Below are 26,253 nucleotides of genomic sequence, written 5' to 3'. Positions count from 1 at the left end.
GTCATGTCCTTTGAGCGGTCCGTGGGTTGAGAATGATGTCGAGGATTTCGGCTTCGAGCGCGCCGGCCTGGCGGGCCATCTCGTCGTTGAAATCGCGCGGGCGCGGCAGCGGCACCTTGATCTCGCTGACAATGCGGGCCGGCCGCGCCGACAGTACGTAGATGCGATCGGACAGGAACACCGCTTCGCGAACATCGTGGGTGATGAGCAGCGCCGTCCAGCGATGATGCCGCCACATCTGTTCCAGCCAGCGCTGCATGCTCGTTCTGGTGAGGGCGTCCAGCGCGCCGAAGGGCTCGTCGAGCAGCAGCATGTCGCGCTGCTGCACAACCGTGCGCAGCAGTGCCGCGCGCTGTCGCATACCGCCCGAAAGCTGTGCCGGATAGTGCCGTTCGAAACCAGCCAGCCCGAATTCGGCAAACAGCGGCTCGACACGAGCGCGGGCCGCCTTGCGGCCGACGCCTTGCACCTCGAGGCCGAGCGTCGTGTTGTCGATGATGCGGCGCCACGGCATCAACGCGTCACGCTGCGGCATGAAGGCGAAGTGACGGCCATGGTCATCAAGCGGTGCACCGTCGAACAGCAGCTCTCCGCTCGCGCCGTTCAGCCCACCGGTCAGCAACTGGAAGATCGTCGATTTGCCGGCGCCGGACGGGCCGAGGATCGAGACGAATTCGCCGGCCGCCACGTTGAGCGAGACATCGGCCAGCACATCGAGGTTGCCGAAGCGCTTGCTGACGTTGCGCAGTTCGAGCCGGGTCATGACGCCCCCTCCCCGGCATGCTGCCTGTGCTCCTCGCCTGCCCCCTCCCAGGGCATGGCGAGGCGCTGGACGAGCGCCGTCAGCCCGAACAGGATCAGCGTCAGCACAGCGCTCACCGCGACCGCGGCCAGCACCAGATCGGGGCGGAAATTGTTCTTGGCCGACAGCATGTAGATGCCCAGCCCCTTCGCCGCGCCGGCATATTCGGCGAAGATCGCGCCGACCACCGCATAGGTGATGGAGATCTTCAAGCCCGCGAAAAAATAGGGCAGCGCCGAGGGCAGCCGGGCCGAGAGAAAAATCCGCCAGCGCCCTGCCCCCATGGACTTGAGCATCTGGCCGATCTCGATTTCGGTCGCCTCATAGCCCTGCACCAGGGCCACCAGCATCGGAAAGAAGGTGACCAGCGCCACCAGCAGGATCTTGGGCGCGAGGCCGAAGCCGAACCACAGCACGACCAGCGGTGCGATGGCGACCAGCGGCAAGGTCTGGCTGACGATGAAGACCGGAAACAGCGCCCGTCGCAGCGGACGATAGAAATCGATGAGCATTGACAGAACGAAAGCGGTGCTCAGCGAACAGGCAAAGCCAAGCAGCGTGGCGCGGACGGTGGGAATGGTGTTTTCAAGCAGCGCATCTCGGTTCAGCAGCGCCTGTTCGAAGACACGCGAGGGTGCCGGCAGCGTCGTCGGCTTGATGCCGGAGAAGCGGGCGTAGAGTTCCCACGCCACCAACAGCGCACCGACCGAAACGACGGCCGGCAAGGCCTTGGCGATGGCTGATGTGAACCCGCGCGAACGGGCATCTGGTAAACCGGGCACGGCACGAAACCTCTAGCGAACGGCGCGCTGGCGGCGTCAGATGGCGGTTGGGCTGTTGGCAGAGACCGTGACGTCGAGGGTTACGTGGCCGGCGCCCGGTCCGAACCGGCAGAAGGCCTCGTTCAGCGTCGAGAACACTGCACCAGCGTCGCCGCGCAATCTGCTGCAGAAATGCTTGGAACGGTCGAAGACGCCCGACTGCTTGAGGAAGTCGATGCAGCCGTAGATTTCGTCCATGTGGTCGCCGGTGCCCATCACATAAAGCGAGAACTGCACCGCCACCGGCTGGCCGGTGACATCCGCTTCCCGCACCGCTGCGATGGCCGCATCCTTGCGCAGGCTGAGTGGTCCGACCGGCCCGCCGACGGCGTCGGAACGGCAGATCGGATCGTCGGGCTCGCCGGGGCAGCCGCGCGAAATGGCCGCCGAAAGCACGCAATGCTTGCCGCTGGCCGCCGCCGCCACGAACAAGTCGCGCATGGCAGGAAACAGCACTTCGGGCGGCCCGACCAGCAAAGTCGAGATGTCGTCGGTCTCGATCCTGAGCTTGTCACGGTAGGGATCGAGAGCGCCTAATGCGCCAAGGATGACACCGACGAAATCGTCGGTCATGGGATATAGTGAAATCTGTGCGCCTGAAAACATAGCCCGCCTCGCTCCGCTGGTATTACCCAGATCAGCTTCTAGGGTTTGTGGGCTTGCCGCCCCCGTCTCAGCCCCGACCGTACGGAGCACCCCTGTGGATGGACGCCTTAAAGCACCATTCGAGCGATTGCGGAAGTGGTTTTTTCAGAGCATCGCGCGCAATACGTCGCATCAAAGCGCGTGCGCCGGCAGGAACTGGATGAATGAACGCCCGTTACGGTTGAAATAGCCGCACCCTCAAATTGATCAATCAGTCGCTGGCTGGAGCCTATGAACGAACACCGTATCCACCAGATTTTCCAGATCAGCGTGCTGCTCAAGGGCGCGCATGCGCTCGTCGAGTGCGTCGGCGGCCTCGTGCTTGCCCTCGTCAGCACAAGCACTATCGTTTCCCTGGTCAACAGGCTGACACAGGAAGAACTGATCGAGGATCCCCATGATTTCATTGCCAGCCACTTGATGAGCATGGCGAGCAATTTCTCGGTCAGCACGCAGCATTTCTACGCGTTCTATCTACTAAGCCACGGACTGGTGAAAATTGCCCTGGTGGCAGGTTTGCTCAGGAACAAACTGTGGGCGTACCCGGCGTCTCTCGTCATCTTGTCGCTGTTCATCGCCTACCAGGTCTACCGCTTCAGCTACACCCACTCGGCCGGCCTCGTCGTACTCACCGTGTTCGATCTGATCGTCATGGTGCTGATCTGGCATGAATACCGCCTTGTCCAGAAACACGGCACAGCCGCACAGTAGATCGCGCCAAGTAGTCATCGACGGAGGAAAATGAATGAGGCCGTGGAGCACCCGCTCCACGGCCTCATTGTTGCAAGCACAATACGCAGCCTCTCGGCCAGTGAACCTTACGAAACCGCCTTCTCCCTAACCGGCAGCTTCCAGCCCGGTCTGGCGAAATGGCAGGTATAGCCATTGGGATATTTCTCCAGATAATCCTGGTGCTCCGGCTCCGCCTCCCAGAAGGCGCCAGCTGGCGTGACTTCGGTGACGACCCTGCCCGGCCACAGGCCCGACGCGTCGACATCGGCAATCGTGTCCTCGGCAACGCGCTTCTGCTCGTCGCTGGTGTAGTATATCGCCGAGCGATAGCTCATTCCGACATCGTTGCCTTGACGATTGCGCGTCGTCGGATCGTGGATCTGGAAGAAGGATTCCAGCAGCGTGCGATAGCTGATCCGGTTCGGATCGAAGATGATCTCGATGGCTTCGGCATGAGTACCGTGGTTGCGGTAGGTGGCATTGGGCACATCACCACCGCTGTAGCCGACCCGGGTGGAAATGACGCCGGGGTAGCGTCGTATCAAATCCTGCATGCCCCAGAAACAGCCGCCGGCAAGAACCGCGCGTTCGGTCGAAGTCGCCATATCACGTCTCCTTTGGATTTCCCCATAAATGGGCATTGCTGCAGCCTTCGTCCAGTCGTTCAAAACCTGGAGGTGGAAGCATGCAAGCGAGGGGCCATCGCTTCGCAACGCCAAAACGCGAAAAGCCCGCCCCGGCGGAAGCCGAGGCGGGCTGCGAAGACAGGTACCATGATGGCACCCGCAGGAGATGCCTAGCGGGCTTCTGCTACATTGCTACATTGATCCGCCGGACGCATCATCGGCGGCCGCGGGCCGCTGGGCGTAGTCGGCCCTGTGCCTCAGTCGGTCATTGGCAAACACGATCAGGGAAATCGCCACCAGCGCCGCCAAGATCATCAATACGATCTTTTGGATGTCGCTCATCATCCACCCCATCTGATTTCTCGGATTGTCGCAACGAACAGCTGCGGTTTCGTTCCAGTCCCCGACAAGAGCCCGTTACGGCCGGTCTTTCCGATTGATCTCCGAAGAAAGCTTAACCTCGCCCACCATCAGCAAGAACCCATCCGCGATCAAGGCGTTTCCGTATAGAGGGCAATCACAGAGATGCGAATGATTGATGCCAGATTTGATTTGTCTGCCGAACCAAATGGAAAATCGAGGTTCGGATAATATGTTGCTTTCGCCACCCAACCTTGATGCCCCTGCATGGCTTCCGTGACAAGCGAACAGACCTCGCTGGGCCTCGAAGCCCGCGCCAGCACCGGCTTTGGATACAAAACAGCCGCCGGCCAGGCAGCCGGCGGTCAGGGTGCCATGAATTTCAGCCTCGTCCACGGCCGTTGCCGCGATTGCCCCCTCTGTCATGGTCGTGATTTTCGCCACCCAAACAGTTCGCGTCGCCGGTGCCGCAACACCGGCCATTCCACAAATCGTTGGTGATCGTCTTGTCGCATTCCGTCTTGACGGCCTGGCTGTCGGCCAAGGCGGACCCGGCCATCGAAGATATTGCGACAGCGGCGAGAAGTGCGTTTCGCAGTATGGTAGTCATCTGAACTCTCCAATGAGGTGTTTCCGTCTACGATGATGTGTCGCGCATCGAGACGGAATGGTTCACGGAGAATGCAAAAACCTGCCGCGTGACGGCCGGTTGGATCGCAGGACGAATACCCGGTTGCCTGGAAATCAGCTGCTGCGTCGGAGGGCACGGGCGGTGGTCGCGCCGTCAACCAGGCGACTCGTCATCTTCCCTGGCTTGCCTCAATCGGCAGGTCGGGCGTTCCCGGTGGAATCGCCACGAAGCTGACCGGCAAGGGCGGAGCCTTGAGCGACCAGTGGAAAAGAACGGTCTTGACCGGAAGGTTCTTCACCCAGGCCCCGATTTGAGGCGGCGGTGCGCCGTCGCCCGGCCAGACCATCAATATGCCCTGTTCCTGCAATCGTTGCGGGGTGATCCACGGCGCGAACTGCATGTTGAGATCGGTGAAGATCGACGGCTTGTCATAGGCTTTGAGTCCAGCGACCAGGGCCGTGCCGGTTTCGCCGCCAACGATGCCGAGGGGTGCCTGCACCTTCTCGTGCCAGTAGGCTTCCGCCTCGTCCGAAATCGCTTGCGAGGGCCAGCAGACAGGTTGCAGGTGGCCGAACAGATTGCAGCTCGACCAGCGGATTCCGGCATAGGCGCTGGACATGACGACGATGCAGGCCGCCGAACAGACCATCAGCGCGCGCATCTCGCGGCTGCCGAGCCGGTGGCCCAGAAAAGCAATGGCAACCACGCCGACCAGATTGTACATCGGCGCTCCCCAGGCCTCGCCGATGCCGGAAAACAGCGAAGCGATCATGATGAGGATCGCTGGCCCAAGCCCCATCCACAGCACATAGACAAGCGCGCGACGTTCGATCGGCGGCTCGCGCGCCGCATCGGCCTGCGGGGCCGTCCCTCGCCGCAACAGGCCGGATATGGCGAGCACGACGAAGAACCCGACGAGCGCCGCACATTGCACGCCGATGTAATAGAGGCGCGCGCGGTTCGCCATGACCCACGAATCCCGATTGGCGACATAGGAAAAGGGCAAAAAGTCCATGCGGAAAAGCGCGATAGTGACCGGCGTGATGACAGCCAGGAAAGCCGCGAGTGCGAGCCACGGCCACGGTGTGGCCAGCCGGCTGCGCGCGCGCGCGTCGTACAGAATCCATAGCCCGCCAAAGACCAGCAACAGGCCGGTGGAGAACTTGGCGTAGATTCCAACGCCCGCGACCAGTCCCAGCGCAAGCCACCAGCCCGGTCCGTTTCTGGTGGTGCTGCGCCACAACAACCAGCAGATGGCCGCCCAGAATGGCATCTGCGCATAGTCGTGATTGAATTGCGGCGTTGGCCAGCCAAAGAAGTAGATCGACGGCATCAGCAGCACAGCGGCCAGCGCACGCCTGTGGCCGAGAATGTCACGTGCCAGCAGATAGACGAATACGAAGGTCGACGTAACAACCAGCTGGCTCAGAAGATATTGTGGCCAGCGGAACGACCCGGTCAGGAGATGGGCGGTCTCGAGCAGCCATGCCGGAAGCTGCGGATGCTTGTAGGTCAAAAGCACCCATTCGCGCCCCCACATGAACCCCTCGACAACATCGCCGGGGGGCGCAACATCCACAAGCGCCGGCAACGCAGTCCAGAAGACGATCTGCATCGCGCACAGAAGCGCCAGCACATAAGCGGGATGGCGAGAGAGGACGGACAGGGCCGATAGGGAATGTCTGTCCTGCGCAACGGGCACGTCTGCCGGCAGCCACTTGCTCATGGAGTCTTCGATTTCATGTCGCGTTTGGATCGCACCGGGCGGGTTTTCGGCTGTGCCTATGGCATAGACTTGCGGCCGGAGCCAGCGGGAGAACGCCAAACCTTCGAGCGATGGCTGCCCTCCAAACGTTGCGGCATCGGAGCCAGGCAGCCGTCCCGCGCTCTCGCCCGTTGGACAAAGCCGCCTTTTCTGGCTTGGCGGTACACGCCACCGGGGCGGCGCGCCCGGTCCAAACCTTACGGAAATGTATAATAATACCACCATCGCAAAACCAAGATTGCAGCTGAGATTGCCGCGCGACGCCGACTTTCACCGCGAATCCAGGCAAAAAAAATGGCAATGGAAGACGCTACCCAGGAGCATCTCGAAAACGCCGAGCATGCCGAGCATGCCGCACACGAGGGCAATCCCTTTCTGACCACCGTCTCGGTCACCATAGCGGTTCTCGCCGTCATGGCGGCAACCGTCGGCAGCTTTGAATCGCTGGAAACCGCGGACACGATCAACGACAAGAGCGAAGCCGCCTATCTGCAGAACAAGGCGAGCGACCAGTGGAGCTTCTTCCAGGCCAAGAGCATCAAGAAGAACAGCTATGAAATCGCCGCCGCCATGGGCGGGCCTGCCGCCGCCCAGTTTCAGGCCGACGCCAAGCGCAACGAGGCCGACAGCGCCGACATACAGGTCAAGGCGCAGGATTATGAGAAACAGGTCGACGAGAAACTGCGCGACAGCGACGCCCACGCGAAAAGGCACCACATCCTGACATTTGCAGTAACGGTGCTGCACATCTCCATTGCCGTCGCGACGCTATCGATCATCATGCACGGCAAGCGTTGGCCGTGGATTGGCTCGCTGGTTCTGGGCGCATTGGGCCTCGTCGCGGCAGGCTTCGCCTACATCTGATCGATATCGGGCCCACGCCGCCTTCGAGATTCCCCTTCATCAAGATTTTCTCATTCACAGGATCCTGCGATGAGCCAGCATGCCGTCATCCACCATCGTGCCCTGGACTTCTGGCTGGCGCGCGCGGCGGTGCTGGTGATCATCTGCCTGCAGCTTCTGGTCATCAACGATCTGTCGTTTGGGCCGCGCTGGCTGGCGCCGGCCCTGGAAACGGCGCTGCTGGTACCCTTGTCGGTGGCGACGGCCTGGACACAGGCCGAGGCCAGAAAAGCCGCCCAGGATCATCAATGGCATTCGATCGGCGAGTTTCGCGTGCTGATCCGCAGGGCAGCCCTGGTCATGACCGGCGTCATCAGCATCATGAATTGCGGTTCGCTGTTCCTGTTGGTGCGCGCTCTGCTGGCGGGCCATGCCGGTGGCGGAACCACCCTCCTCGTTGACGCCCTGAACATCTGGGTCACCAACGTCATCGTCTTCGCGCTGTGGTTCTGGAGCACCGACCGGGGCGGCCCGCCGACCTGCGGCCTGGTCAAGCGCGCCCAGTCCGATTTCCTGTTTCCGCAGATGACATTGAACGACAGCGATCTGCGCAACTGGCTGCCGGGCTTCGTCGACTATGTCTTCCTCGCCTTCACCAATGCGACGGCGTTCTCCCCGACCGACACCATGCCGCTCTCCCCGCGCGCCAAGCTGCTGATGATGGCCGAGGCGATGATCTCGCTGCTGACGATTGCGCTTGTGGCCGCGCGCGCCGTGAATATCCTGACGTGAGCTTCGGTGCAGGCTCAGGAGAAGGCCGCACCGATCCGTTGCAATTGCGCCAAAACGCAAAAAAGGCCCGCCCGGCAAACCGGGACGGGCCTTTTAATTTTCCCGAGGAGCGGGTCCAGACAAGAAGCCGGGCAACGCGGTCACCGCGCGTCCTCCTGACCTCGCGCTGTCTTCTGGAGCCAGGGCGAAGTCACGCAGTTGCGAATTGGATGATGCCCGGAAGGCGCGCACTATCGTCCAGCCAAGTCACGAGGAGAGGACCCCATGGCGTTCGACTACTGCCACCCGACTGCACCGCACAAGAAACTGCGCATCCCCAATTGGTACGTATCGAGCCTGATGATGGACCGGGCGCTCGACGCCGTGGCGCGCAAGGTCAAGAACCTCGACCGCGAGCACGACATCCCTTACCTCGCCGGCTATTCGAAGGACGGCAAGACGATCTATATCGACCGGCACATGCCCAGCGAATGGCAATACAAGGGCCGCACGATCAACACCGACCGCTTCCTGCTATTGCACGAGGAGGTCGAAAAGACGCTGATCGACCAGTTGGACCTGCACTATCTGCACGCCCACCAGATCGCCACCCGCGCGGAAGAAGCCGCGGTGCGGGCGGCCGGCATCTCCTGGCGCGAGTACGACCGCTTCATGCAGAAATACGTGAAGACGATGGACGACGAACGGCTGACGAAGGTGCCAGACGATCTCGATCTGAAACCCTATCGTGACGAGCACGACACGGACCTGCTGGAGCGCATGGCCGCCAACGTCGAGAAGGGTGTTCAGCCCACGGGCATCGACAAGCCCGGCCTGCACGCCAGGATCAAGGGCCAGTTGGAGACGATGCTGGCGCATTCCCATTCGCACGAGCCGAAGGGTGGCGCAGCGGCGAAGGCCAAGCCCGCCACGAAGAAGTGAGTCTTGCGGCGCCAACCAAACCGGTCGACCGGATGATTTGACGAATGATAGCGAGCAAGAAGCCCACGTTTCCAATCTCGCGTCAGCGCGACCGGACTCTATCCGTCCTCCGCTCCCGGCTTGAACCTGCGCACGACCACCTCGAACACAATGTCGGAAATCCACATCGCCGACACCCCGATGAGGAAAGCCGCGGCCAGCGTCGTCGTATCGTCGTCGGCGAGCGGCAGGCCGGTGACGCGGAAATACTGCACCACGGGAAGCGTCAGATAGGCCGCCGCCAGGGCGCCGCAGATCGGCGACGCCACCATCTCGCGGACTTTGTACCGATGGCGCGACAGGGCGCGCAGGATGCCGCCGGAAAGGCCGGCGACCACCACCGGCGCCTTGATGCCGAGAGCATCGAGAAACTCGTGGATCATGGCGCCCACCCGCACAGCGCCTGACCCTTGCGATTGTGCGCGAGCATCGCCCTTACCTCCGCGTCCGACAATGCATCGACAGCGGAGGTAGAAAGCCGAGCCGGGCTCGAGATCGCGCAAAAACTTCCCTTGGCCGTGGTGCAGCCGGCCAGCGCCAGGAACATCACGACTGCCAGGACGCTCAGCTCCTTGCCCATGATCTCAGCTCCTTGCGGGCAGCATCGGCTGGCAATGCCCCTATGTCGTTCTGGACCTGGTCGGCAATGTCGCGCGCGGCGGCCTCCACGGCCGCCTGCCTGACGCGTTCTGCCTTGGCGCCGGCCAGCCTCTGCTGAAAGCCGAAGCCGAGCCCGCCGACGATTGCCGCGCCGATCGCGAGAATGGCCGGATTGCCGAGAAGGAAGGCGAGGATTGCGCTCACAGCAGCCACCCGATGATCACGCCAGCGATAAACCCGACACTGCCGCCAATGGCGTAAGGCAGCGCGGCACTGATATAGGCGGTGAAAAGCTCCTTCATTTCGCCCACCCGAAGCGATGAGCCAGCCAGTACCAGCCTTCGGCAACGACGCCGACCACCACGCCTGCCCCGGTTTCGATCACCATTTGCAGGTCGGGGTCGGTGGAGAAGGCGGAACCGTCGTCAGCGGACAGGAGCCCGCGAGCGACAAGGATGCCGGCGAAATACCGGAGCACAATGCGAACAGTGACAGCGGCCATGGTGAAGCCCTTTCAGAAGAATGAGTGAACCCAGGTGGTGATCTCGTTCCAGCGCATGGCGATGGTTGTGCCGAGGATGGCGAGCAATCCGACGGCGGCTGTGGGCTTGCCGACCGACTTTGGCGTTGATGGTGTCGGGCTTGGGGTCGACACCTCCGGCACAGCCACGGGCGGCACAGGTGCGGCAGGCGCTGGCGTCTGCCGAGGCGGAGCCGGCTGGACGGGCGCTGGCGAGGCAGCCTGCGACGCGGGCGCGGCGGGAAACGATATGACAGCGCCATCCGGCCACACCTTGGCGGCCTTGGCCAGCCATGTCCTTTGGTCAGCCAGCCCGATCGTGCCGCCATTCACCGCTTTGCAGACGCTGGTCGTGTCGTTCCTGTCGGCCAGCGCATTGATGTTGCGCTTCGTCCAGTAGATCGTTGCCGCCCGCAGTGCGCCCGGGAAGGTGCGCAGCAGCTCAGGGTTGGCCGTCACAGGCAAACCAGTTGCGGCCTCGACCTCTTCGAAATTCTCGCGACCAGTATTCTGCAACAGCCCAGAGCCGCGATAGGCCCATCCGTCGCCGGGCTTGAAGTTCCCGAGCCGGCCGCCATAAACTTTCTCCGCCAGCTTCACGGGAGCGTTGGCGAAAGGCTTTGCCGCAGCCGAAGTCGCAAACCGCGAGGGCCACACCTCACTGGCGCGCTTTGCCGTGTAGTTCAGGTTCTCCTCAAGGCTCCCCAGCCCTCCGGTTTCGATGCACACCCGGGCGAAGAAATGGCGCAAGCGGATCGGCGTGTTGATACCGGCCTGGTCGAGCAGGTGCGCGTTGTCGGCGATGCCGGCGATGATCGCCTTCGACGCTTTCGGGCAAAGCTGCGCCAGTTGGCTCGCAAGGGTGCGGTCCATGGGTTTTCCTTTCGGAAGATGATTCAGTATGGTCGGCGCCAGGGGAGCCGATGGGCGAATTCAAGTCGAGTGATGCGCGATATTGGGGCTAACGCGCAGGCGGATCGCCGCCCGCTTGCGTCCAATAGGACGTTCGGTAGATGGCCTCAGCTCCATTAAGCGTCAGCGCCTTGACGTCGCCAGCGTGTAGGTTGGGCTTGCCTCGGTAGGCGCGCAGCGTCTTAAGCGTGACGCCGTATTTCGTCAGGTCGCCAGCATCGGTGGAGCGGTTCGAATAGCCGCCCTCGTGTGCCGAACATGACGGGCAACGCTAAGGCAAGCGTTTCTCTGGCCATGGATTGGCCTCCTTGGATTTGTGGGCGTGGAATTGGCGAAGCGTAAGAAGCGATGCCGCCCTAGAGGAGGCGGCAAAATAATGTTATGCGTCCTCTACATTGTATTCGAAAAGGAGGCGAACATGCAGTGGATCACTTGGAAGCCTCGCAAAATAAGAGCGGAAGCAGTTACTGCAAACCTCGCCTTCGTCCAATCTAACTACGAGCTAATCGTGAGTAGGGAGCAAGATTTTTACCACGGAGAGCGGCCATCTGCGAGTATCCCGGGCATATTCACCTATTGGGCGGTCAAGTACCTTTCTCCACGGTTGCGGGAGATGTTCAACGCCGCCTCGATTGAAGAATTTTACGCCAACGAAATCGAGCGTGTTGCACCCGATGGCCCGCTATCGATCCTCAGCTTGGGCAGCGGCGAGGCAAGCACCGAGCTAGAAATCGCCATTATCCTGGTGGCTCGCGGGCGAACGGTGAAATTCTACGGGACCGACATCTCCCCTGCCATGAGCGAGGCGGGACGCCAGAACGCGGAAGCTAAAGGGCTCGCCAACAGCTTCGAGTTTCTCACCTGTGATATCAACAAGCAGTTTCCGCCGACCGATGCCACCATTGTGCTGGCCAACCACAGCCTCCACCACTTTGTAGAACTGGAGTTCATCTTCTCAAACGTCAGGCGTCAGATCGGCGCCGAGGGCGCGTTCATCACCAATGACATGATCGGCAGAAACGGCCATCAGCGGTGGCCCGAAGTGAGAGGCTTTGTAGAGGCATTCTGGCGCCTTCTGCCTGTCGACAAGCGCGTCGATCGGATACACAACATTCGGAAAATGGAATTCAAGGACTTCGATTGCGCTAACGGCACCTTCGAAGGGATTCGAGCGCAAGACATCCTGCCGCTATGCCTGCAGACGTTCAATTTCGAACGGTTTCTCGGCACTGGCGGCATCCCCGATGTTTTCCTAGATCGGATGTATGGCGGCAATTTCTCACACGATGACCCGGTCGATACCGCATTCGTCGATGTGTTAGAGAACACGAACACATCGCTGGCTCTGCTCGGATTGGTAAAGCCCACGATCATGTTTGCGACCATGCGCAACAAGCCTATCGAATGCGCCTACTGGCCGGCGCACCCCTCTGTCGCCATGAGACACCCAGATTAGGACTCGTATTGGCCACTCTGCTGTTCGCCGGATATTGGTTTTCCGAACGGGACTTGACCTGCGACAATTACAAAAGGCTGCAGGAAACCCACCGGACACGCCCTCCTCTGTCAATACACTCGCGCCTCAGAACCTTGCTAAGCCGCAGAGTTAGTTGGCTGCCATGATGATCCAGTTGGTGCCATCGCTTTTTGCCTTGGCCCATTTCCCGGCAGTTCCTGCGAGTATAGCCGTACCGGGTGTGGCGCTGGTCAGCGGCGCTACATTTGATGACGCCGAGACCACCGTGAACGCCTGTATGGTTTTGATGAAAATATCGCGCCCGACATAGCTCGCAGCAGATGGGAACGTGACCGTGCAGGAGGATCCCTTGTTGACGATGATGTCGTTCTCACCGTCCGCGATGGTGAAGTCTGTGGTCTTGGTGACCGGCCCCACGCTGGTTGCGTAGTCGTATTGGCTTCCGGGCCTGATCACACCAGCGACACTGCCGGGGAAGTAGTTGAACCCCTGGAGGTTCGTATCAATCATGCCGTTCTTGTGGACGAAGAACCGCTGGCCCGTTGCCGCGCCTGAGAACGTCGTGCCTTCGAAGTTGATGAAACTGCCCGCGTTGCCGCAGAAGTATGTGCTGAAAGCCGGCGTGCCCGTTACCGTGATGGTCGTATAACCTATAATGACCTCGCCGAACTGGTAGGCGTGAACGTGACTGAGGGCGCTGCCGCTGATCGTATAACCGCCTAAAAGCGTTGACAGCACCTCGCCGCGATCCGAGGCCGTGATGTGCGGCCCCGCGCAAGACCCAAAATCCATTCTGTCGAATGTAATTGTTCCGCCATAGAGAGCGTACAGGATCGATCCGACCGTCGTCGTGGTGCACTTGAAGCCCTTGACCGTGATGGTGGCGCCGTAACTAGCGGAGAAGACATTGGCTGAAGTTGCGTTGATCACGCAGTTGGCGGGCGTGGCCACGTTGCCGATAATCGAAATCAGTCCGTTGCCCACGAGAGGGCTGTTGGCGGACGCTCCGGCCGTATAGGTGCCATCAGCGACGGAAACAGTAATGGCAAAGCCATTATTGTCGAGAGACTGAGCCACCGCCACAGCCTTGGCTATCGTCAGGAAAGCGCCTCCTACAGTGTTGGCAAGCCCGTTGTTGCTGTCACTGCCATCAGTGCGAACGTAGTAGATCCGGGCGGCGATCAGGACTTCGCGACCGCCCGGTGGCGCGGCCCATTCCGGCGCGGTCGCACCAGCGTTCATCCGCATTGCCTGAAGAGACGTTCCGGCTACCAGCCTTTGCCAACTCGTCGCACCACGATACAGAATGTCGCCCTGGGCAGCAGACCCGACCATGTCGAGCACCTGCGTAAGGGTCAGATCCTCGGCTGCACCAGTTGCCGCAGTGGCACGCCCCTTGACCCGAGCTGTCGCCATGTCCGCCATTTTGGTATTGGAAACAGCCTTGTCCGCGATGTCGATAGTGTCGACAGTAGCGCCCCCGTCCTTGATGATCTTGCCAGATGTCCCGTTGAACCGCGCGAAACCGTTGTTCGCCGAAGTTGCTGGACCTACTACGTCACCCGCTCCAGTTCCATCCGCGCCCTTGTCACCCGCGCGGTCGAACATCAGCCAGATGCCGTTGGCAGTCGTCGGCAGCGTGCCGGCGCCGCTGATGCAGGCCAGGTTCAGCTTGCGGTAGCGTGTCGCCGCCATCAGGTCGTCGCGCAGTTTTACCACCTGGCCGTCCTTGCGATGATAGAGCCTGAACTCCTCGAACCACTCGGTCAGCGTCGAGAAAACCTTGAAGCGGCCGGATTGCATGCGGTCCAGCATCTCCATCAGCCCGGCCTCCACCGAGACGGAGCCGTCGGCGAAGCGGGCATGGCCGGAGAGCATGTTCAGCCCATGCGCGGCATATTGCTTTGCCAGCGCCACGCCCGCCCCTTCCAGCGTCTCGCGGCGGCCGTCGCGCGGCCATGCCCAGGGCAGCCATTCGCCCCACGGCTTCAGCGTCAGCGCCTGCATGGCCGGCGTCTGCTGCGAGGCGCGGCTGGTTTTCGAGACACAGACGACATCGGCCTCCGTATCCCAGGCGAGCTCGACGGCGGCGGACGGATGATCCCAACCGAAATCGAGCGCGCCGAGCCTGGGCCAGTAACGCGGCAGCCGGAACGGCTCGCAGACGATCCGCTCCTCGGCCACCGGAAAGATGCGGCCCGAGCCCAGCACCGGAATGCCCGCCGCCCGTGCCTCGCGCTCATGCGCGGGATAGGCGGCAACGATCGCCGCGCGCTCCCGCGGCGTATAGTGCTCGGCATCATCGATGGTCATGAAGGTGACGTGCCGGCTCATTCTTGTGTGCTCCAATCAAGCTCCAGAGTTGATAACGACGGGGGTGGGTGCGAAGTTGGCGAAGGACTTGGGGGGATACATGATCCGCATAGCAATCATTGTAGCAATCGCTGCCAGCGCAACCGCATGCACTAGCCAAGCGAATGTGCCTTATTCGAGTGCAAGAACAACATGCACAAACCATACCGAGTACGGGGCAATCCCCGGCGGAAAGCTTGTGCCTGTGAACGTTAGAGTTTGTATCCCAGACACACCCAATAAATCTTGTCTGCAGTATCTTGATCGTATTTCAGGGCAAATGGCGGTCATTTGTACCCCGCTCACCCGTAAATCGCCGACTACCGAGGGCCGCGCCAGACAGCTTGCAGGTAGCAAGTACCCATAGCTAGCCCTTCCCCATCTTCTCCACCTCGCCAGCCGACAGGAACAGCAGCACCACGTCGGACATGCCGAGCAGCGGCGTGAAGGTGACGATTGTGATGCCGCCGGTGGCGTTGGTGCGGGTCAGGCCTTCGGAATAGATGTCCAGCGGCGGCTCCTCGTCGAACCACACGCCATGCAGGGTTTCGCCCTGCCATTTCTCGCGGCCCTTTTCGTAGCTCTTGAACGACAGCACGCTCTCATCGGCCTGCACATCGCCGCCGCCGCCATGGCGCACCACGACGCTGTCCAGCGCACCGGGCGCGCCACGCCCCATGATGGTGTTTAAGATGGCATCACCGGGGATCATGCCCGTACCCCAGGCCGCCTGCTGCTGCGGCGGGCCCATCAGCACGCGCTGCGGGTTGTCGCGCGTGCCCTCGCCGGTCACGCCGGCAGCCCACAGCCGAACAGCATTGTCAAAAACCTTGCCCTGCCACCAGTCGGGATAGCGGCCGGTCAGATGCATCGCCCATTCGGCGCCCCCTGCCCTGGTCTTGCCAAGCTGGTTGCCGGCCATGAACAAGCGTTCGCGGTTTGTGGCGCCGGCGGCATGAAACTCGGCCTGGCGTTGATACGGCCTGTAAACAGCCAGTTGGTTGGTACGGCGCCTGCGGTCAAGCTCCGCCAGCAGCGCCAGATATTCCGTCTTGGCCGCGATCGGCACGCCCTTCGAGGAACGGCCTGAGGACGGTCTCGAGACTGCGGATGCGGATGCGGATCTCCTCATCGCTCAGCCCGTCCAGTTGGTTGATCGAAACATCAAAATCCTTGGGCAGCACCGAAAGCACGATCTTCAGATACTGGTCGGGCTTGTCGGCCCGCACCTCGGCGATGACACCGGCGCCATACGCCCGGAAATCGGCGCGCACGGCGGCCAGGAAATCGTCGCCCAGCGTCTTCTTGGTCCGCTTGGGACGGGCTTTCGCAGCGGGCTTGCGGCGCGTTTCGTCGCTGCCGGTATCAGTCATGCGCCGGCCGTTCGGCCGGTTTGGCCGCCCCTGCCCGTCGCTTGCGGGCCTTCTTGCCCTTGGCTGCCTTGACGCGAACCGGCTTTGCCTTGCCGCGTCTGGCTGGCTCCGGCTCTTGCGTGGCAGATGCCAGGCTCACGGCCGGCAAGGCCTCTCGCTTATTCGCCTCGGAGCGAACCTTCTCCAGCATGGCAAGCGCAATGGCGCGGCCATTGACGCCAGTCGAGCCCAGCGGAAAACCGAACCCGCCGGCGGCATCGACCGGACCGCCTCGCACCATGCCGATCAGCACGCCCGGGCCAACCGCCTCGGCGCGTCCCGCCGGCAGATCGGGCGCAGCACCCTCGAACTGGCCGATGCCGCTAACGACCTCACGGCCGTCATCGTCGGTAATGATGGCGGCATAGCGTGTGGGCATGGGATTTCTCGCGGATGTTGCGGAGTGGTCAGCGGCCTGACCGAGGAACGCTGGCGCTCTACGGCGCCCCCCTCTGTCCTGCCGGACATCTCCCTCACAGGTGGGGAGATTGGCAGCCTCGCCGCTCTGCCAGGCTGCCAATGTTTGCGATTGGCAAAAGCCAGAATTGCAGCTGATCTCCCCACTCGTGGGGGAGATGTCCGGCAGGACAGAGGGGGGGCGCCGTAGAGCGCCAGCGTCCATTGTCGGCCCGTTCGTCTTATGGTCACCAGAAACACAAAACCCGCCTCTGCAGCGGGTTATCGGCGCAAATCAGCACCATGGACAAAAATATAGCACCGCTGCCCTCACCCGGTCAACGACCTTCTAAGAAAATATTCCTAATTATATACGTGACAAAGCATGGGCCGTTTGCTACAAACATGGCAGGGAGCACCTAGCCATGAAACTCGACAGCCCAATCTTGCAAGACGCCGACGCAGCCCGCATCCATTTGGAAGCGCAGCGTTGGCCGCATGGTCCGAACTGCCCGCATTGTGGCAACGCTAATCCCGACCGTATCACCAAGATGGAAGGCAAGGCTCACCGCCCCGGCCTGTACAACTGCATGGAATGCCGCGAACAGTTCACCGTCACTGTAGGCACCGTGTTCGAGCGCTCCAAGATCGCCTTGAACAAGTGGCTTCTGGCGACGTTCCTCATGGCTTCGTCAAAGAAGGGCATGTCCGCGCACCAGCTGCACCGTATGCTTGGCGTCACCTACAAGACCGCTTGGTTTATGGCGCACCGCATTCGCGAAGCCATGGCGGAAGACGTGAAGTCGGCTGGTCCGCTTGGTGGAGAAGGCAAGACTGTCGAAGCCGACGAAACCTACATTGGCCGCGTTGATCGCGACTACCTTTCGCCCCAGCGTAAGGGCCAGCCGCGCTTGAAGCGCAAGATGAAGCCGAAGCGCACCGTTATCGGCCTTGTCGAGCGTGGCGGCAAAGCCCGCATGGTTCACGTCCAGCACGCCACCAAGGCCGTTGTGCGCGATATCCTGGTGCGCAATGCCGACCGCGCTTCGACGCTCTACACCGACCAGTCCAAGCTCTACACCGTGACCGGCGAGGAGTACGCCTCACACAAGACGACCAATCATTCCGCTGGCGAATATGTTCGCTATGAGGACGGCGTGTCGATCCATTCGAACACGATTGAGAACGTGTTCTCAGTGTTCAAGCGCGGCATGGTTGGCGTTTATCAGCATTGCGGCGAGGCTCATTTGCACCGCTACTTGGCCGAGTTCGATTTCCGCTACAATCGCCGCACCGCGCTTAAGGTGACTGACACCGAACGCCATGACCAGTTGCTTGCAATGATCGAAGGCAAGCGCCTTACCTATCGGCGGATTGGTGAAACCGGTCACGCCTAAGCAGAAGGCGCGCAAGCTACTTTTGTTACGCAAGAAAAAGCCGCCTGTGGAAAGCGGGTAACAGGGCTTGTGAGGGTCGCTAGGCGACCGCGAATCAAATAAATACTGAGTCGGCCTCCTTTGGCTCGATGCACCGGCGCTTTGCCAGCGGTGCATGGTGCACCGAGCAGCGCGGGCATACTCCGCGCAAAGGAGAAACGAACATGGTGACATGCTCGTGGCCGAAAGCTGTACACGTCATCTTTTACTGGCGCGTACGGTTCGGACGATTGGAATTCGTCCGAGAACATTGTCGGTCATACCCGACGATGTGATTGGTAGAAGACTTCAACTCCAAGCCCCGCTTCGGCGGGGTCTTTTTTTACAAACGAATCGTGGCCGGATTCGCTAATATTTGCAAACCTAGTCGTCCCCCTTCTGTTCCGTTTTGGGAGATTTATTTTCTCGACTCGGCTTAGGATGCGCTTCGTGCGGCTTCGGCGGCGTCTTGAGCATCCGCTTCAGCGTCTCATTGAATTTGGCTTCATCTTCTTTTTGATCGGTGTCTCTCATGGTTTCAAACTCTGATCCGCTGCGAAGTGTAGGAGCCGCATTGTCAAATTGGTCGTTGGTAGAATTTCAACTCGCAAATTTGTTTGCTGCTGCGGCCGATATCAAAAACCAGCGTAGAGCATATACCATTTTTGACGTGATCATCAGTTTCGACACGCGGCTGGCGATTTGCGACAGCCTGATGTCCTTGGAGGAAATCGATGAGATCGAGTCCACCATGTGGACGCAGCTCTCTGCAAAACTCTCCAAGTCCTACAAGAAGCGACACGAGTTGGCGCATTTCTCGGCGAAGTACGATGATGCTGGCGATGCCTGCATCGGCATAACGCCGTTTTCTAACTGGACAAAATTCGCGACCGGAACCGGTAAAACGCTTACCCTCCTAGACATCCAGGAGCGATCCAAGAAATTCATAGACCTACACATGGCAGTTGGATGGTTTGCCGTTAGGGCCTTTTTTCGCCACACAGGATCGCCTCCACCAGATCAGCCAGAACCCGCACTCGTCCCTCAGCTTCGGGCTTTAGCAATCCAGAGGATAGAAGCAAAGACACGCCCACCCGATGCAGGTCGGGCGTGATCTCGATTCCGTGTAACCCTTTGCCGGCCTGTCGCTTTTCACTATCGCACATGGAGCTTACTTTGTCACGTATATAATTAGGAAAATATTCCGCATATTATACTTGACGTACCCACACAATCGGAATAGGTTGATTCCATAAGGAGTTAGACCGATGTCCGTGCTTTCAGACCGCCACTTTCACGACGAGGCCGAGGCCTACAAGTTTGTAGAAGCCAGGATTTGGCCGAACGGTCCCACTTGCCCGCATTGCGGCGGCGTCGAGCGCATTTCGAAGATGGAAGGCAAGAGCACCCGCATTGGCACCTACAAGTGCTACCAGTGCCGCAAGCCCTTCACCGTGAAGATCGGCACCATCTTCGAAGCCAGCCACGTCAAGCTCAACCATTGGCTACAGGCGATCTTCCTTATCGCCTCGTCAAAGAAGGGCATTTCGAGCAACCAGCTTCACCGCACCCTTGGCGTGACCCTGAAAACCGCTTGGTTCATCTCGCATCGCATCCGTGAAGCCATGCGCGACGGCAAGCTTGGTCCGCTTGGTGGCAGCGGTATGGTCGTCGAGGCCGACGAGACTTATCTCGGCAAGGCAACTGATCAATCGCCTTCGCCACAGCGCAAGGGTCGCCCGCTCTTGAAGCGCAAGGCTGGCACCAGCAACAAGCGCGCCATCCTTGGCCTTATCGAGCGTGGCGGCTCGGTTCGCACCTTCCATGTTGTGCAGGCGACCAAGGTCAACGTGGCCGAACTGGTGACTGACAATATCGCCCGCGAAAGCATCCTCTACACCGACGAGAGCAAGCTGTACGGCGGCATGGGTGATCACTTTGCCGATCACCAGTCGGTCAAGCATTCAGCCAAGGAGTACGTCCGTGGCGAGGTGCATTCGAACACCATCGAAAGCTATTTCAGCATCTTCAAGCGCGGTATGCGCGGCACCTACCAGCACTGCGCCGAAAAGCACCTTCACCGCTATCTTGCGGAATTTGACTTCCGCCACAATGCACGCGTAGCCCTTGGCGTGAACGATGAAGCGCGGGCCGGTCGCATCCTTGACGGCGTTGTCGGCAAGCGCCTGACCTATGAAACGACTAGTGCAAGGTGAGGCACCCTATGGCGTCTGGCGACCCTCCAAATACCGTCCGAAAGCCAAGCGGCAAAAGGGCGGAAAAACTTAGTCAGAAAGAGCAATCCGAGCGGTTCAAGGAAGCCGCTCGGGAACTTGAGGCGGACGAAAGCGGCAGGGCATTTGACCGCGCAATTGCCAAGGTTATCCCTAAGCGGCCCTAGCTGCCTTGTAGTCCTTATAAGTTGCATCACAATAAGGATGCGCTATCGCTTCATTGGATTGGCGATTGTCACCCCCCTCCCTTTTAGGGCTAACGTGATCGCCATGAAATGAATTCCGATGCCATAGTCCAGAACAGTATGGACACCTAGGAGCCCCGGGGAGGGCCGCATCCCATATCGCCGCGGTCGTGGTTTTGGCAGCGAATTTGCCCGTGCCGGGCTTTTTGTCTGCCGCTGCCATGCGGATCATTGGATCCTTAGTTCGCAAAAGACCAAAGTCTTTGTGATCACTCATTGTCTGGATCACCTCGTCATAAGTTTTCCCGTCCATGAATGACTGCAAAGCAAGAGACCAGTAACGGTCGAGCCATGGTATGCTACGGTCACCGCTACCATTCTTGTGGATGATTTCCGTCATTACCCATTTGTGGGCTATTAAAAAACGTTCCATCTCGCTGCGTACGTCGCAAAACCGGTTCACTTTCCCCTCAGCAAAGATGCGGTCGATTATCTGCGACCACGCGAGGAAGGCCCACGGGGAAAATGCGCCGCCGCGGGTGTAATAGTAGACCACCGGATGCATACCCAGAGATGTAGGTTCTTTGCTCGTAAGGCGGGATACGGTTCTCCACACGCGCCGGAGATACTTTGCGGTATCGGCGCCTTCGGCGTCTGGCTCTAAACGATCCTTTATCTTTGCCCCAGTGGAATCCGCGACCTTAGTCGCATTAACCTGGTTCACTAGATCAAAGACAAAAGGCAGCACGCTGTAGCCGCGACCGGCGACCGGAACATCCAGCGTGTCAACCGGACCCTCCAGCATAGGCGGCCTATAGAGTGCCGTGTAAATGTCCTTGGACGTGTCAATAATGGTCTTCTGCACGCCATCGGGGAATTTCTTCCAGTAAGAATATCCGCTGCCGCCGTGTGCGATTGCCCGAGACGAGATTGCAGCCGCGGATTCTCGTGAACGAATGATCCGTTTTTCTGTCTTGTCTAGCGGTGTTGCCGCGTCGTTGATTGTAAAGAACGATTCTTCAGCCGCCTTTGCGCTGGTTGCGGGAACCCACTGAGCTACAAAGAACGCGATAGTTAGGTTGCTCATCCGAGCTGTCTGGGAATCGGTAACGACACTTGGGTAAGTCAACCCAGCTTGGTAGAGTTTGAATTTACCGATGTTTTTATCGATCAGCGTCCGTGTTTTCCCAGCTAGCGCCACCTGTTCCGGTGGCAGGCGCGGCCCGAAAAGCTCCTTTGATCGATCACCATCTCCATAATCATCATATATCCAAGCCATAAGGGCAGAGATGCGGTGCGCTCCATCGACCACGAAATTGAACTGGCCAGCACGCCAAAGGATGACGGCAGGGACTAGTCGCCGGTCCAAGAAGTCGGCCACCAAGTCGTAGATTTTCTTAGGGGACCAATGGACTGTTTCTCGCTGGAATTCTGGCTTGCGCAAGAATTTAGCGAAGAAATCATCCTCCTTGAAATGCGAGTAGGTAAGTTGCGTAGGACCCGTTTCGCCGGCTACCACTCCATCACCAACAGACAAATCTGCCCGCGGGATCAGCGCGTCCAAGTTTACGCCGTTCGCAGCCATTCCATCCGCCCCCCATCCGATTTTCCCGTGGTGAGTCATATCTCACCTCGCGCTATCGGCATAGTGGGTACGCAAAGTATAATATGCTGAAAATATTCCTAGATTGTTCGGAACCTCACTCCTAAGCCTCTTCCTTAGTCCCGACCTGCGCGATCTGCGCAGCACCGCCATTGATGCGCGCGGCGATGACATGGCCGAGCGCCACGGCGCCCACGCACAGCACCACCGACAGGCCGATGTTGAGCGCCGCCCGGCCGAACCCGCCGGCGCGCATCAGATCCAGCGTCTGCAGGCTGAACGAGGAGAACGTGGTGTAGCCGCCGCACAGGCCGATCATCACGAACAGGCGCAGGCTTTCGGGCGCCGGATAGCGGCCGCTGGCAAGGGTCAGCGTGCCGAAGAACCCGATCAGCAGCGAGCCGCTGATGTTGATGATGATCGTGCCCCAGGGCAATTGGCTGCTCACCGGCAGCGCCCAGGTGGAGACGAGATAGCGCGCCAGCGTGCCCAGCGCACCACCGACCATGACCAGGAGACAATTCGCAAACGACATGCTCGATCCTCTCAGAGGCGAGCACGAAGCCCGCCATTGCGGCGGGATCGACAGACTCCCACCGCGGTTTCGCGGCAGGAGTCATCAGCCATTATCGGCGGTTTCGGGAGAACTCCATTCCCATCGCGATCAGGATGCCAGACATCCGCCGCTTCGACAAGCCGGCAGTTTTGGCGGGAGCGAATGGGGTAGAAAACAAAAAACCCGCCTCGACGGCGGGTCTGGAAGGTCATGACGCAAATCAGCACCACACCCAAAACAATAGCACAATTGCCCTCACACGGCAACCAGCTCAACCTCTTCGGCCGGCGTCGGAAGCGGCCTTTCGCACGGGCTGGATATTAGTCGGCGCTTGTGAAATCATTCTCTCCAGGGGGACTCGGAGAGGACATGGACAAACCAGCCATGGCATCCGTCTTCAGGATGCGGCATGCGCCGGCAACGGTTTCCGGCGTCCGCAGCATTGGCCAGGGGCAAGCCGACCCCATCTTCCGGCCACGCTCGCTCGGCGAGGCCATACAGCTCGTCGCTTCCGCCTACCCCCACTACGACATCAGCGCCGCCGTCATTGCCTATGGCGATCCGCCCACCCCGCGCCTCGGCAGCCTGGAAGCGAAGATGCTGTGGCGCGAGTATGGCGAACGGTGGCGCGAGGCGTAGACCCTTACCCTCCCATGTCTGGCGGTGTCAGGGAAAACGTCTTCGCGCCTTGGCCGTGGCGAGGGCTTTGCCGCCGGCATCGAGCGCCCGCACCGAGATCTCGTAGGTATGCGGCCTGGGCGGGCATGGTCCGCGATAGCTGAAGGCGCCATAGGGCAGGTTTTTCTGGCCGCCGAAGGCCACCGTGCCACCGCCATGCTTGAAGCTCGGCGCATCGAGATCGATCATGTTGAACGCCAGCGTCTTCGTCCCGGCGGGAACACCGGACAGCGTGATCGGCGGCGATTTCGGATCGAAGCACTTGGCCGTCGGCCCCCATTCGAAATTCATCATCATGCCGGCGGACGCGGCCGTCGTCATCGCCGCGGCAAAACCAAAAGCCAGTACAAGGCGCAACGCAACCTCCCTGCTTCGGAACCCAGCCCAAGGCGATTATAGTCGCTTTTAGCACGCAAGGCATCGCGGCCACATTTGCATGAAAACAAGAGCTTAGGCACGCCGCGTGAATCAGTTCATGCACGGCGCGCCTTGCGGATCTCCAGCCTTGGCAGGCACCCGCACGCTGTCATCCGGATCGGAACCGGCCTTCGCGCGTTTGGAACGATCAATGGGAGCAAAGCCATGAACGTCGCCAACCTGCAAATCGAAGGCCTGCTGATGGCCATCGCGGCCATCAACCACGCGCTTGTGCGCAAAGGCGTACTCTCGGCCGAGGAAATCGACATCGCCTTGCGGAAGGCCGAAGCCAGCGAGACCAGCGAAGAACGCTCCGAAGGCATGTCGTCGTCGAGCCGCGACGCCGTCAATTTCCCGATCCGGCTGCTGGAGCTGGCCAATCAATGCCAGCCGGAAGCCGACATTCCGTCATTTTCAAAACTGGCGCGAATGGTCGGCCAGATGAAAGAGGCCTACAACGACCAGATGTGAAGCCCGGGGGCAGCTTTCGGGCATTTGAAGCCGGCCCTGGTCTCACGACCGGGGAGCGTCGCATATATCCAAATTTATACGCCCTCGCGTATAACCGGAAAATGCCGGCACCGTCCTACCTCCCCCGCAATCGCCTGGACGCACTCGTCGATGGCATTCTCGCCATCACCATGACGCTGCTCGTCTTCGGGCTGAAGCTGCCCGACGATATCCATGGCGATCTGTTCGGCGCGCTCGCCACGCTGCGGCCAACCATCGTCTCCTGGGTGGTGAGCTTCCTGATACTGGCGCTCTGCTGGCAGCGCCATGTCAGGGACTTCCGCCAGGTCGGGCATATTGACGGGCGGCTGTTCAGGTTGGTGGTGCTCTGGCTGCTGGTGACCAGCGTCGTGCCGTTCACCACCACGTTCATCGGCGAGCATGGCGATCTGCTGCAGTCGCACATCGTCTATGCCGTCAACATCACCGCCATCCAGCTGGTGGCCGTGTTGCGCAACCTGCACTTGAGGGCTCACCCCGCGTTGTTCTCGGACGGCAAGGCCGAGGGCCACGACATCGGCTGGCGACCGGCGCTGATCATCGGCGTCAGCGCGCTGGCCAGCGTGGCGGTCGCCTTCGTGCGGCCAGGCGATGCCTCCATCGCCTACATCCTGATCTGGCCGCTGAGCCTGCTCTCCAACCGGTTGGGGCGGCAATAGGTATGGAGCCCGACGCCGAACTTCAGCGCCTGATCGACGATTGCTACGAAGCGTTTGCAGACTATCCAAGGCCGCGTGCCCTGCACGCCTCGCCGCTTCGCGACCCGGTCGAAATCCTGAAAACGCTGACCTCGGCGCCCCTGCGCCAACTCACCGACGAGCAGATCGGACCTTACGCCGGCTATGCCCTGACCACGGTTGGCGGCGTCGACGACTACAAGCACTTCCTGCCGCGCATTCTGGAACTGGCCATCAACGATCCACCACAGCTTGGTATCGACCCCCCGATAGTTGCCCATAAGCTCGGAAGGGCTCAATGGTTGCAATGGCCGGCCTCGGAGCAAGAGCCTATCCGCACCCTGTTCGCGGCGGCGTGGCGACACGCCGTCCAGCAGCATCCTGACGAGGTTGATCCGCACAGTTGGCTTTGCGCCATTGCCATCCTCGGTCAGGACTTGCCGGCCGCACTTGAAGCATGGCCGGCAGTGCCCTCGCCCAATGCCGGCCTGCAGGCGGTGCATTTCGTCACCATGTACGGAGCGTCGCTATTCAAGGACAATCCAGACCGCCGAGGCTTCTGGAGCTATGTCGATGAACAGACAATTGAAACCATGCGGCAATGGCTGCTCGGCGAGGCAGCCTTCAAATTGCTTTCGTCGGCAAGCGGCCCACCGGCTCCGGTTGAGGAATGGAAGCTCGACGAGGCGTTGTCCATCCTGGCCGCATGCGAGGCTCGCCGACGGTAGCCATCCAGCCTGTTTCGGCGGCGCAACTCCGGCCACGGTTTTCGCTCCGTGCTCAGTCGCGGCGATGGGGCCAGGCATTTTCGAACACAGATAGCGCTTGGCCTTTTCCCACGCCGGGAGGATGATCCCCTCGCCTGCGCCGCATGCGCCGGCCGAGGGAGCGGAACATGGCAACGGAAACGATACGCATCGGCGGGCTGGAATTGCGGTTCCTGCAGTCCAGGGAGACTACCGGCGGCAGCATCGACATGTTCGAGATGACGGCGCAGCCCAACGCCCGCATGCCGGTCCCCCATTATCACGAGAGCTGGGACGAGGCCGTCTACGGGCTGGACGGCACCATCAATTTCCACATCGACGGTCAGGACATCGCCATTGGCCCGGGACAATCCGCCTTCATCAGGCGCGGTGTGGTGCATGGCTTCACCAACAAGACGCAGGCGCCGGCGACCTGCCTCTGCCTGCTCACGCCGGGTGTTCTGGGTCCCGGCTATTTCCGCGAGATCGCAGCACTCCTTGGCGCCGGCGCGCCTGACCCGGCGAAGATGAAGGAGGTCATGCTGCGCTATGGCCTGATCCCCGTCGCGCCCTGACATCGCCGATT

At 60.6% G+C, this 26,253-nt stretch carries 31 protein-coding genes, 3 pseudogenes and 2 riboswitches; of the genes and pseudogenes, 13 read left to right on the top strand and 21 right to left on the bottom strand.

Annotation, left to right across the window (positions count from 1 at the left end; translation table 11 throughout):
- Position 1: 1 nt before the first annotated feature.
- The 3 genes from ABVQ20_RS02745 to ABVQ20_RS02735 form a co-directional block, all read right to left on the bottom strand.
- Complete coding sequence (locus tag ABVQ20_RS02745) at positions 2-763, bottom strand: ABC transporter ATP-binding protein (protein ID WP_354457961.1); 762 nt, start codon at positions 761-763, stop codon at positions 2-4.
- Positions 760-1,539 carry an ABC transporter permease gene (locus tag ABVQ20_RS02740; RefSeq protein ID WP_435528406.1) on the bottom strand — a complete coding sequence of 260 codons (780 nt, stop codon included), beginning with the start codon at positions 1,537-1,539 and terminating at the stop codon, positions 760-762. The genes ABVQ20_RS02745 and ABVQ20_RS02740 overlap by 4 nt, the downstream gene beginning before the upstream one ends.
- 81 nt (positions 1,540-1,620) lie before the next feature.
- Positions 1,621-2,229 carry a YkoF family thiamine/hydroxymethylpyrimidine-binding protein gene (locus ABVQ20_RS02735; RefSeq protein WP_354457959.1) on the bottom strand — a complete coding sequence of 203 codons (609 nt, stop codon included), beginning with the start codon at positions 2,227-2,229 and terminating at the stop codon, positions 1,621-1,623.
- Positions 2,220-2,333: riboswitch (TPP riboswitch) on the bottom strand. (Overlaps the previous gene by 10 nt.)
- 166 nt (positions 2,334-2,499) lie before the next feature.
- Here ABVQ20_RS02735 and ABVQ20_RS02730 point away from each other — a divergent pair.
- Positions 2,500-2,979, top strand: a complete 480-nt coding sequence (locus ABVQ20_RS02730) for a DUF2127 domain-containing protein (protein ID WP_354457958.1) — start codon at positions 2,500-2,502, stop codon at positions 2,977-2,979.
- 107 nt (positions 2,980-3,086) lie between these two features.
- Here the strand turns inward: ABVQ20_RS02730 and msrA are convergent, their stop codons facing one another.
- From msrA to ABVQ20_RS02710, 4 genes are all read right to left on the bottom strand, one after another.
- A complete protein-coding gene (gene msrA / locus ABVQ20_RS02725; RefSeq protein ID WP_354457957.1) occupies positions 3,087-3,605 on the bottom strand; it encodes a peptide-methionine (S)-S-oxide reductase MsrA in 519 nt (172 codons plus the stop codon).
- Between the two features lie 213 nt (positions 3,606-3,818).
- On the bottom strand, positions 3,819-3,971 hold the full coding sequence (locus ABVQ20_RS02720) for a hypothetical protein (RefSeq protein ID WP_354457956.1): 153 nt from the start codon (positions 3,969-3,971) through the stop codon (positions 3,819-3,821).
- A gap of 72 nt (positions 3,972-4,043) precedes the next feature.
- The gene (locus tag ABVQ20_RS02715; protein ID WP_354457955.1) at positions 4,044-4,469 is read right to left on the bottom strand and encodes a hypothetical protein; all 426 of its coding nucleotides are present in this window, start codon (positions 4,467-4,469) and stop codon (positions 4,044-4,046) included.
- Positions 4,470-4,786: 317 nt separating this feature from the next.
- On the bottom strand, positions 4,787-6,343 hold the full coding sequence (locus tag ABVQ20_RS02710; protein ID WP_354457954.1) for a glycosyltransferase family 39 protein: 1,557 nt from the start codon (positions 6,341-6,343) through the stop codon (positions 4,787-4,789).
- A 333-nt stretch (positions 6,344-6,676) separates the two neighbouring features.
- On the opposite strand from ABVQ20_RS02710, the gene ABVQ20_RS02705 reads away from it, so the two are divergent.
- The 3 genes from ABVQ20_RS02705 (at position 6,677) to ABVQ20_RS02695 (ending at position 8,938) form a co-directional block, all read left to right on the top strand.
- On the top strand, positions 6,677-7,246 hold the full coding sequence (locus ABVQ20_RS02705; RefSeq protein WP_354457953.1) for a DUF4337 family protein: 570 nt from the start codon (positions 6,677-6,679) through the stop codon (positions 7,244-7,246).
- Between the two features lie 69 nt (positions 7,247-7,315).
- The gene (locus ABVQ20_RS02700; RefSeq protein ID WP_354457952.1) at positions 7,316-8,017 is read left to right on the top strand and encodes a hypothetical protein; all 702 of its coding nucleotides are present in this window, start codon (positions 7,316-7,318) and stop codon (positions 8,015-8,017) included.
- Between the two features lie 264 nt (positions 8,018-8,281).
- The gene (locus tag ABVQ20_RS02695; RefSeq protein WP_354457951.1) at positions 8,282-8,938 is read left to right on the top strand and encodes a hypothetical protein; all 657 of its coding nucleotides are present in this window, start codon (positions 8,282-8,284) and stop codon (positions 8,936-8,938) included.
- Positions 8,939-9,036: 98 nt separating this feature from the next.
- Here the strand turns inward: ABVQ20_RS02695 and ABVQ20_RS02690 are convergent, their stop codons facing one another.
- From ABVQ20_RS02690 to ABVQ20_RS02665, 6 genes and pseudogenes are all read right to left on the bottom strand, one after another.
- A complete protein-coding gene (locus tag ABVQ20_RS02690) occupies positions 9,037-9,360 on the bottom strand; it encodes a hypothetical protein (RefSeq protein WP_354457950.1) in 324 nt (107 codons plus the stop codon).
- Entirely contained in the window at positions 9,357-9,557 is a 201-nt protein-coding gene (locus ABVQ20_RS02685) for a hypothetical protein (protein ID WP_354457949.1), read from the bottom strand. The genes ABVQ20_RS02690 and ABVQ20_RS02685 overlap by 4 nt, the downstream gene beginning before the upstream one ends.
- On the bottom strand, positions 9,542-9,781 hold the full coding sequence (locus tag ABVQ20_RS02680) for an ABC transporter permease (RefSeq protein ID WP_354457948.1): 240 nt from the start codon (positions 9,779-9,781) through the stop codon (positions 9,542-9,544). Before ABVQ20_RS02680 ends, ABVQ20_RS02685 begins: the two co-directional genes overlap by 16 nt.
- A gap of 94 nt (positions 9,782-9,875) precedes the next feature.
- Positions 9,876-10,079 (bottom strand): Pam3-gp28 family putative phage holin, encoded by a 204-nt coding sequence (locus ABVQ20_RS02675; protein WP_354457947.1) that lies wholly within the window; start codon positions 10,077-10,079, stop codon positions 9,876-9,878.
- 12 nt (positions 10,080-10,091) lie between these two features.
- Complete coding sequence (locus ABVQ20_RS02670) at positions 10,092-10,970, bottom strand: glycoside hydrolase family 19 protein (RefSeq protein WP_354457946.1); 879 nt, start codon at positions 10,968-10,970, stop codon at positions 10,092-10,094.
- Between the two features lie 88 nt (positions 10,971-11,058).
- A pseudogene (locus ABVQ20_RS02665) lies at positions 11,059-11,250 on the bottom strand (glycosyl hydrolase 108 family protein); the annotation flags it as partial.
- 177 nt (positions 11,251-11,427) lie between these two features.
- On the opposite strand from ABVQ20_RS02665, the gene ABVQ20_RS02660 reads away from it, so the two are divergent.
- On the top strand, positions 11,428-12,465 hold the full coding sequence (locus ABVQ20_RS02660) for a class I SAM-dependent methyltransferase (protein WP_354457945.1): 1,038 nt from the start codon (positions 11,428-11,430) through the stop codon (positions 12,463-12,465).
- Positions 12,466-14,163: 1,698 nt separating this feature from the next.
- Here ABVQ20_RS02660 and ABVQ20_RS40470 read toward each other — a convergent pair.
- The 4 genes and pseudogenes from ABVQ20_RS40470 to ABVQ20_RS02640 form a co-directional block, all read right to left on the bottom strand.
- Positions 14,164-14,814, bottom strand: a pseudogene (locus tag ABVQ20_RS40470) (phage terminase large subunit family protein); the annotation flags it as partial.
- Between the two features lie 427 nt (positions 14,815-15,241).
- A pseudogene (locus tag ABVQ20_RS02650) lies at positions 15,242-15,970 on the bottom strand (terminase large subunit domain-containing protein); the annotation flags it as partial.
- A complete protein-coding gene (locus ABVQ20_RS02645) occupies positions 15,858-16,211 on the bottom strand; it encodes a hypothetical protein (protein WP_354457944.1) in 354 nt (117 codons plus the stop codon). The pseudogene ABVQ20_RS02650 and the gene ABVQ20_RS02645, both read right to left, overlap by 113 nt.
- Complete coding sequence (locus tag ABVQ20_RS02640) at positions 16,204-16,629, bottom strand: hypothetical protein (RefSeq protein WP_354457943.1); 426 nt, start codon at positions 16,627-16,629, stop codon at positions 16,204-16,206. The genes ABVQ20_RS02645 and ABVQ20_RS02640 overlap by 8 nt, the downstream gene beginning before the upstream one ends.
- Positions 16,630-17,071: 442 nt before the next feature.
- Between ABVQ20_RS02640 and ABVQ20_RS02635 the strand changes: the two genes are divergently transcribed.
- A complete protein-coding gene (locus ABVQ20_RS02635; protein ID WP_354457942.1) occupies positions 17,072-18,043 on the top strand; it encodes an IS1595 family transposase in 972 nt (323 codons plus the stop codon).
- Between the two features lie 402 nt (positions 18,044-18,445).
- Here ABVQ20_RS02635 and ABVQ20_RS02630 read toward each other — a convergent pair whose 3' ends face one another.
- Positions 18,446-18,595, bottom strand: coding sequence for a hypothetical protein (locus ABVQ20_RS02630; RefSeq protein WP_354457941.1), 150 nt, complete (start codon positions 18,593-18,595; stop codon positions 18,446-18,448).
- Between the two features lie 40 nt (positions 18,596-18,635).
- On the opposite strand from ABVQ20_RS02630, the gene ABVQ20_RS02625 reads away from it, so the two are divergent.
- Both ABVQ20_RS02625 and ABVQ20_RS02620 read left to right on the top strand, forming a co-directional pair.
- Positions 18,636-19,175: a hypothetical protein gene (locus ABVQ20_RS02625; protein WP_354457940.1), complete on the top strand. Its 540-nt coding sequence runs from the start codon at positions 18,636-18,638 to the stop codon at positions 19,173-19,175.
- A 154-nt stretch (positions 19,176-19,329) separates the two neighbouring features.
- Complete coding sequence (locus ABVQ20_RS02620; RefSeq protein ID WP_354457939.1) at positions 19,330-20,277, top strand: IS1595 family transposase; 948 nt, start codon at positions 19,330-19,332, stop codon at positions 20,275-20,277.
- A 171-nt stretch (positions 20,278-20,448) separates the two neighbouring features.
- On the opposite strand, the gene ABVQ20_RS02615 is transcribed toward ABVQ20_RS02620, so the two are convergent.
- The gene (locus tag ABVQ20_RS02615; protein ID WP_354457938.1) at positions 20,449-22,065 is read right to left on the bottom strand and encodes an HNH endonuclease; all 1,617 of its coding nucleotides are present in this window, start codon (positions 22,063-22,065) and stop codon (positions 20,449-20,451) included.
- A gap of 121 nt (positions 22,066-22,186) precedes the next feature.
- Entirely contained in the window at positions 22,187-22,618 is a 432-nt protein-coding gene (crcB, locus tag ABVQ20_RS02610; protein WP_354457937.1) for a fluoride efflux transporter CrcB, read from the bottom strand.
- A 68-nt stretch (positions 22,619-22,686) separates the two neighbouring features.
- A riboswitch (Fluoride riboswitch) is annotated at positions 22,687-22,749 on the bottom strand.
- Between the two features lie 259 nt (positions 22,750-23,008).
- Here crcB and ABVQ20_RS02605 point away from each other — a divergent pair.
- Positions 23,009-23,278, top strand: coding sequence for a hypothetical protein (locus tag ABVQ20_RS02605; RefSeq protein WP_354457936.1), 270 nt, complete (start codon positions 23,009-23,011; stop codon positions 23,276-23,278).
- Positions 23,279-23,305: 27 nt separating this feature from the next.
- On the opposite strand, the gene ABVQ20_RS02600 is transcribed toward ABVQ20_RS02605, so the two are convergent.
- Positions 23,306-23,674: a YbhB/YbcL family Raf kinase inhibitor-like protein gene (locus tag ABVQ20_RS02600; RefSeq protein WP_354457935.1), complete on the bottom strand. Its 369-nt coding sequence runs from the start codon at positions 23,672-23,674 to the stop codon at positions 23,306-23,308.
- 225 nt (positions 23,675-23,899) lie between these two features.
- Between ABVQ20_RS02600 and ABVQ20_RS02595 the strand changes: the two genes are divergently transcribed.
- From ABVQ20_RS02595 to ABVQ20_RS02580, 4 genes are all read left to right on the top strand, one after another.
- Positions 23,900-24,205, top strand: coding sequence for a hypothetical protein (locus ABVQ20_RS02595; RefSeq protein ID WP_140613187.1), 306 nt, complete (start codon positions 23,900-23,902; stop codon positions 24,203-24,205).
- Between the two features lie 101 nt (positions 24,206-24,306).
- On the top strand, positions 24,307-24,903 hold the full coding sequence (locus ABVQ20_RS02590) for a TMEM175 family protein (protein WP_354457934.1): 597 nt from the start codon (positions 24,307-24,309) through the stop codon (positions 24,901-24,903).
- A gap of 2 nt (positions 24,904-24,905) precedes the next feature.
- Positions 24,906-25,649, top strand: a complete 744-nt coding sequence (locus tag ABVQ20_RS02585) for a hypothetical protein (RefSeq protein ID WP_354457933.1) — start codon at positions 24,906-24,908, stop codon at positions 25,647-25,649.
- A gap of 167 nt (positions 25,650-25,816) precedes the next feature.
- The gene (locus tag ABVQ20_RS02580) at positions 25,817-26,242 is read left to right on the top strand and encodes a cupin domain-containing protein (protein ID WP_354457932.1); all 426 of its coding nucleotides are present in this window, start codon (positions 25,817-25,819) and stop codon (positions 26,240-26,242) included.
- Positions 26,243-26,253 lie beyond the last annotated feature (11 nt).

The organism is Mesorhizobium shangrilense, assembly GCF_040537815.1.
GTDB lineage: Bacteria > Pseudomonadota > Alphaproteobacteria > Rhizobiales > Rhizobiaceae > Mesorhizobium > Mesorhizobium shangrilense.
The sequence above is the reverse complement of the archived record's forward strand: the minus strand, read 5'-3'. Positions and strand labels throughout refer to the sequence as shown.